The 1,884-nt window shown below is 50.3% G+C and carries 2 protein-coding genes and 1 pseudogene; all 3 read right to left on the bottom strand.

Annotation, left to right across the window (positions count from 1 at the left end):
* Positions 1-191, bottom strand: a 191-nt coding sequence (locus CON76_RS13330; protein WP_205758241.1) for a hypothetical protein, incomplete at its 3' end; no start/stop codon positions are given.
* Positions 188-802, bottom strand: a complete 615-nt coding sequence (locus tag CON76_RS12970) for a hypothetical protein (protein ID WP_145995463.1) — start codon at positions 800-802, stop codon at positions 188-190. The genes CON76_RS12970 and CON76_RS13330, both read right to left, overlap by 4 nt.
* A 158-nt stretch (positions 803-960) precedes the next feature.
* Positions 961-1,884, bottom strand: a pseudogene (locus tag CON76_RS13230) (hypothetical protein); the annotation flags it as partial.

Genomic DNA, 1,884 nt, shown 5'->3' with positions numbered 1-1,884 from the left:
TACAGTTTGGTTTCGGCATTGCCCGTCCTCTCATCCAGATTCGATACCTCGATGTTCGGGCATTTCAAGGGCAATGCCGTCCTCGTTTCTACGGATTGCGGTGAAATATCCGGGCTAGGTACTGATTCTGGAAACAAAAAAACCGCCTTGTGGGCGGTTTTTCCGTCGTTGCTTGCGTCTGTTTTTGTCAAACCACAGCGCCAAACAGCTCCATCTCTCCCAGTGAAATCATGGATTGGCCTGGTTGCTCCTTGAACTTGAAAAGCAGCTCATTCCCAACGGGTTTTGAGCCTAGCGCCACAAAGTCAACAATGCATCTATAAAAAGGATACGTGATTATTGGATCAACTGTGGCTCCAGCAAAAATCAATCCGTCAGATGTTGGGTTGGTCACAGTCGTCGGTGTAAACGTGACAGAAGATGCCACCAAAGCTCCATTCACAAAAAGCTCGAAAGATGCCGGATTCATATCCTGCTGGCTTCTTGGAAACAGCACAACCTTATCCAACTCAACAACTTCAGAAAAAACAATTTTTGCAAAAAATCCATTAACAGGGTCTTTGCCTACGACCCAACCGAAGCCATCAACTCCCCTGTCAAAAAGTGCATTAATGCCCCAACCAGGGCTACCTTGAAATGTAACTGGGCCATGAACATCAACAACTCCATGCCCCACATACGGGTTAATTGAATACTGACCGTATGTTACTCCATCACCGCCAATAGGTGTTGAATCAACAAGCAAACCTCTCAAGCCAGTTGAACCTGATGGCGCTGAATTTTTTATAAAGTTTGACAACATAATTATCCTTCAAGCCGGAAAACCGAACAACTCTAGCTCACTAATGTAAGCCCAAGACGAATTGCTTTTAATCACAATATCCAGGACTGAGCCAGTTTTGTCAAACTGAATCATATCTTAAAATTGACCAGCCCCAGAACGTAATACAGATTGAAAAATCATACTGTTTTACCAATGTAAATGCCGTAGGTGATGCCAAGCACATTGAACAGCGAGAACAGATTGGTTTTTGATGCGGCAATCGTAGGAGCCTTGTTGATCCACGTAACGCCTGCAAAAGTCAGCGTGAAAGTTGACACATCAACCAGCAGCGTGATGTTCTCACCGCTTTCCAGCGACGGGGTAACGGTGCAATCGCCGGTCAACGTCAATTTCTGAATAGAGCCATTGCCACCATCCAGCGCGACAGCAGCGGCATACGCAACCGAGTAGGGCGGCTCAATATAGCCCTTGCTCAGAATGGCGTGTTCCACAGTTTTGTTGGTCAGCGTTTCCGTACCTGCCAGCGTTGCAAAGTCGCCATCGGTCAAAGCCGTGTTGAATTCTGCAATCGTGCCAGTCAGGGAGTTGCTGGCCATGCTGATGGTTTTGTTGGTCAGCGTGGCGGTGGAGGTGGTACTGACGGTGGTGCCAGACGCCGGTGTAACGCTTGCCAGTGCAGCCGACAAGCCCGTGACATCGGCAATCGCAATGGTGTGGGTGTGAACGATGTCAGCGTATTCGGTATCGTGATCGTGCGAGGTCAGCGCGTAGCCACTGTGCGTGTGGGTGTCTGTAGCGAAGCCGGTGTGCGTGTGGGTGTCTGTAGCGAAGCCGGTGTGCGTGTGGGTGTCTGTAGCGAAGCCGGTGTGCGTGTGCGTGATCGCCGCGTAATCAGCATCGTGATCGTGCGAGGTCAGCGCGTAGCCACTGTGCGTGTGGTTGATGCCCGCGTAATCGCCCGTGTGGTTGTGAGTAGTCAGCGAATAGTTGCTGTGAGTGTGGGTATCGGTGGCAAAGCCCGTGTGCGTATGGGTATCGGTGGCAAAGCCGGTATGCGTGTGGGTCTTGTCAGCGTACTCGGTGTGGGTATGCACCATCGG

The organism is Macromonas bipunctata, assembly GCF_002837135.1.
Lineage (GTDB): Bacteria > Pseudomonadota > Gammaproteobacteria > Burkholderiales > Burkholderiaceae_C > Macromonas_A > Macromonas_A bipunctata.
Note: the sequence above shows the minus strand (reverse complement) of the source record. Positions and strands in the feature narration are given on the sequence as shown.

Coding starts and splice junctions, on each gene's coding strand:
- CON76_RS12970 (WP_145995463.1), bottom strand. CDS start 802: ATGTTGTCAAACTTTATAAAAAATTCAGCGCCATCAGGTTCAACTGGC.